Below are 3692 nucleotides of genomic sequence, written 5' to 3' on the forward strand. Positions count from 1 at the left end.
GAGCACCTGCGACTCAAGTCCCTCAGCGATACCGAACCCGCGGGTTTGCTGCAGGTCAGCGACGACGTCGATCCCGACGGCAGGGAGGACACCGAACTGACCTACCTGCACGGAGTCGCCCTCAGCCGGGACACGCCCGTCCCGGACGGACTCGACGCCATCGAGGTTGCAGCGGGCATGTGGGCGGTCTTCCGTATCAGCGGTCCGCATCCGCAGGCCCTGCAGACGACGTGGGCGGCGACCGCGACGGAATGGTTCCCCTCCAACCCGTGGCGGCTGCGGCCGGGGCCCTCAGCCGTCGCGATCCTCGACCGAGCGGACGATTTCAGCACGGCGACCTGCGAGCTGTGGCTTCCCGTCGAACCAGGGTGAGGCATGTCTGCCGCGCCTGGTAGAGGCAGGACGTTCCGATTGACGCCGCAGCAGCACGCCGAACCCCTTCGACGGGGTCCTGTACCGGCAGGGCAGCGGATTCTGGCCGCTGATCGGAATTCTGCTCTGGGTGCCGTTCGGGATCGGTGTCGTCTGGTACCCGAAGAACCGGCGCGTCGAGCTGACGGCACGTGAACTGCGGTTACGGCGCAAGCGGTTGCCCATGGAGAAGGTGAACCTGCTGCACGTGGCGCGGCTGTGGCTGGAGGGCCGGTCAACGGCGGACGACCAACCGGTGGCGAAATGGACCCGGTTCGACCGGGTGGTGCGGGTACCGCTGCTGGACGGCCGAGTCTTCGGCCCGTGGAGTTCCGTGGCCCGGCCGCTTTCGCCAAGGTGTTCGGCGCCTTCGCGGTCGCGGCGTGCGGCGGGCCCGACATCGAACAGGCACTTGCCATGGCCGCCCACACCTGCCTGACCGTCCTGCGAGCGGGCCCGGATCGCCGCCGACCTCATCCCCCGTGCACTGTGCCTCCGCCTGACGACCTGATCGCACAGACCTGCGCGAGTACAGAGGTGGCGACCGTCTTGCTGCCGGCACACGCCCACGTGGCGGAGCTGGAGGTAATCGGATTCGTGTTGCCGTAAGCACGCCAGGTGCCGGCATCCGCAGCTGCGGCGGGGCTGGCGGTTGCCAGACTCAGGGCGAGAACGGCAGTGATGACGCCTAACGAACCGACACCCGTTCACGTAACTCGCACGCCGGCCGCGCCGACCGTCCTCGTGCGGCTCTTCACCTTCGAGGTGTCCTTCAGTCTCACCGCATTCGAGCCCGTTCAAATCCATCGCGACGACTGCTACCGTCGGCGCGGTGCTCACTCTGCGTGTAGACGCCGACACCATGGCCAGGACGCGGTTAGCCCCTTCCCCCGCGTCCGAGTCCATGGCGTGGTTAAGACTCACTGCCGCGTCGGGACGGCACCCGGTGTTCGGAGATCCCGGACCACTCGCCCGCGCGTCACTTGCCCATCCGGACGTTGCCCTGCTCGCAGACCTGTTGCCGCGAAACGGCGACACCTACACACCTGACCTGCTCACCCCTCAGCCAGGGACGGACGCGCAGCGTCGTGACCTGCTCGACGAGCAGATCGCGCAGATCGAGGCCGCAGGGCAGGACGACCTCGAAACCCAGGTCTTCACCTACACCCGGACCCACTGGAACAGGCCGCTGCTGGCCACGACCCGCCGCATCGCCGAGTCGGGGCGGATGCAGCGACATCTCGCCAACGGTCTCGCCCGGTTCTGGCGGGATGCCCTCGCCGAGGGCTGGCCCGAACTACGCTCGATCCTCGATCAGGACATCGCCCACCGCGCGACGGCCATCGCCACCCATGGCGTCGGCCGGGCGCTCGGAACACTTCACCCCGACATGGATTGGGCAGGCGACGCGATCACCCTCGCCAAGTCGTGGGATGGCGAAATAGATGTCACCGGCCGGGACCTGGTCCTCGCCCCCAGCGTGCTCAACTGGCCCGACGTCATCATCCAGGTCGACACCCCCGGACAGTGCGTCCTCTACTACCCCGCCCAGCGGATCGGAGCCGGCAGGGGCCGCAGGTCCGGAAGGATCGCGCAAGTGGTCGGCAACACCCGAGCGGCCTTGCTGGCGGACCTCGAAACCCCCCGGTCCACCACGGAACTCGCCGCCCGGCTCGGATGCACACCGGGCACCGTCTCCTACCACCTCGGTGCACTGCACCGCGCCCGCCTCGTCACCAAGGTCAGAGACGGGCGCTACGTGTTGTACCAGCGGACCGCACATGCGGCAGGTCTGCTGGAAGAAGCCCGCGGCTGACATGGTGGCGTCCCGCCGGGTCCAACACCCTTGCGGTTAGAGACTCGTCCGGCCGTTCCTGCCGACCGAATCCGCGCGTACCTGCGGCGGCGCGAGATCGCCTGCACCGCCATCAGTGAATGGCTCCGCCTGCTTCGAATACGGTCTACTGGTCGTGCTTGGGCCAGGTCGGGCCCTGATCGGTCCAGATGACACCCTTGTTGCGGCAGAGGCAGAAGGGGTGGCCGATGGGGTCGGTGTAGACGCGGAAGCCGTAGCCGTCGGGGCCGACGCAGTCCCGCTGCAGGGTCGCGCCGAGGGCCAGGACGCGGCGCTGTTCGGCCTCGATGTCGTCGACTTCGAAGTCGAGGTGGAACTGCTTGGGGTGCTCGCTGTCGGGCCACCGCGGGGCGCGGTAGTCCTCCACCTGGATGAAGGCCAGTTCGATCCCGCCGAACTGGATACCGGCCCAGTGCTCGTTACTGCCCTCCTTGACCGGGAGCCCCGTCACTTCGGAGTAGAAGGCTGCCAGCTTCATCGTGTCCGGGCAGTCGATGATGAAGTCGGTAAGTCGTAGCATTCCGCGATCTTGGCACAAGATCAAATGAGTCGGAAGGGCAAGCCCAGGTCAGCCGGCTCAGGTCGCCGCCGGGCCGCGCCGCGTGGCAGTGGTCAGCCTTGTTGGCGGCAGTCCAGCATGCAGAAGACCTTGTCGTAGCGGTGTTCGCCGACGGCGACGAAGCCGGGCAGACGGCCGTATTCGGTGAAGCCCAGTGACCGGTAGAGGTGCAGGGCATTGGTGTTGTCGCCACGGGCGTCCAGGGTGAGGACCTCGATACCCGCCTCCCGGGCGTCAGCGATCAAGGCGGCGGTCAGCGCCCGGCCGACACCACGACCATGGGCAGCAGCGGCCACCGCGATCTTCTCCAGATCGGCGTGTGGCCGATGGGTCGGTCGGGCGTAGCGGAGCCAGTACCCCAACCCGACCAGTCGGCGGTCGAGGTAAGCGACCCGCAGGGCCGCGTCCCCGGCCTGCGCCGCAGAGACGACGTGGCCGAGAAGTTCCGCCACCTCCTCGCGCGAGGGTGGTTCGACCCAGCCCAGCGCGGCACCTCCACTGACCAGGTCCGACAGGATCTGGTGGGCCGAGGGGGCAAAGCGAACCTCCAGCTCCGGATCAGAAGTCAGCTCCATGGCGTCCAGGATCACGGGCTCATTGGTCACACCGCTGGTCATGGCCGAATTCATGTCCGAGAGCCTAGCCAGCCCAATGCCCAGCCGAGACCTCTCTCGCTCCAGCCAAGCCGTTACTGACCCTCGTCGGCTGCGCGAGGTCCTGGCCAGCCCGATGACTGTCGGCGTAGGCGGCGGCTTGGTCTTCGTACGGCGCCCTGACGGCGGCCATGACAAGCTCCCCATAGGCGGCCATTTACCGCCCCACTGATGGCCAAGGGTTTCCCCACGTACGGCCAGATATCTCCCCGCT

5 protein-coding genes are annotated in these 3692 nt (G+C 67.7%); 3 read left to right on the plus strand and 2 right to left on the minus strand.

Going from position 1 to position 3692, the window contains the following annotated elements; genetic code table 11:
* The 3 genes from ACWD1Z_RS36795 to ACWD1Z_RS36805 all read left to right on the plus strand — a co-directional run.
* A partial coding sequence (locus ACWD1Z_RS36795) for a GyrI-like domain-containing protein (protein ID WP_451125182.1) occupies positions 1 to 372 on the plus strand: 372 nt, incomplete at its 5' end.
* Between the two features lie 130 nt (positions 373 to 502).
* Positions 503 to 850, plus strand: a complete 348-nt coding sequence (locus ACWD1Z_RS36800; RefSeq protein ID WP_451125184.1) for a hypothetical protein — start codon at positions 503 to 505, stop codon at positions 848 to 850.
* A 393-nt stretch (positions 851 to 1243) separates the two neighbouring features.
* On the plus strand, positions 1244 to 2227 hold the full coding sequence (locus tag ACWD1Z_RS36805; RefSeq protein WP_451125186.1) for a DUF5937 family protein: 984 nt from the start codon (positions 1244 to 1246) through the stop codon (positions 2225 to 2227).
* Between the two features lie 145 nt (positions 2228 to 2372).
* Here ACWD1Z_RS36805 and ACWD1Z_RS36810 read toward each other — a convergent pair whose 3' ends face one another.
* Positions 2373 to 2786, minus strand: a complete 414-nt coding sequence (locus ACWD1Z_RS36810; protein WP_451125188.1) for a VOC family protein — start codon at positions 2784 to 2786, stop codon at positions 2373 to 2375.
* 92 nt (positions 2787 to 2878) lie between these two features.
* Positions 2879 to 3442, minus strand: a complete 564-nt coding sequence (locus ACWD1Z_RS36815; RefSeq protein ID WP_451125190.1) for an N-acetyltransferase family protein — start codon at positions 3440 to 3442, stop codon at positions 2879 to 2881.
* Positions 3443 to 3692 lie beyond the last annotated feature (250 nt).

The sequence above is a fragment of the Streptomyces sp. NPDC002784 genome, assembly GCF_053592135.1.

What these genes read in the sequence shown, in the direction of transcription:
- ACWD1Z_RS36810 (WP_451125188.1), bottom strand. Translation starts at nt 2,786, where the DNA reads ATGCTACGACTTACCGACTTCATCATCGACTGCCCGGACACGATGAAG.
- ACWD1Z_RS36815 (WP_451125190.1), bottom strand. Translation starts at nt 3,442, where the DNA reads ATGACCAGCGGTGTGACCAATGAGCCCGTGATCCTGGACGCCATGGAG.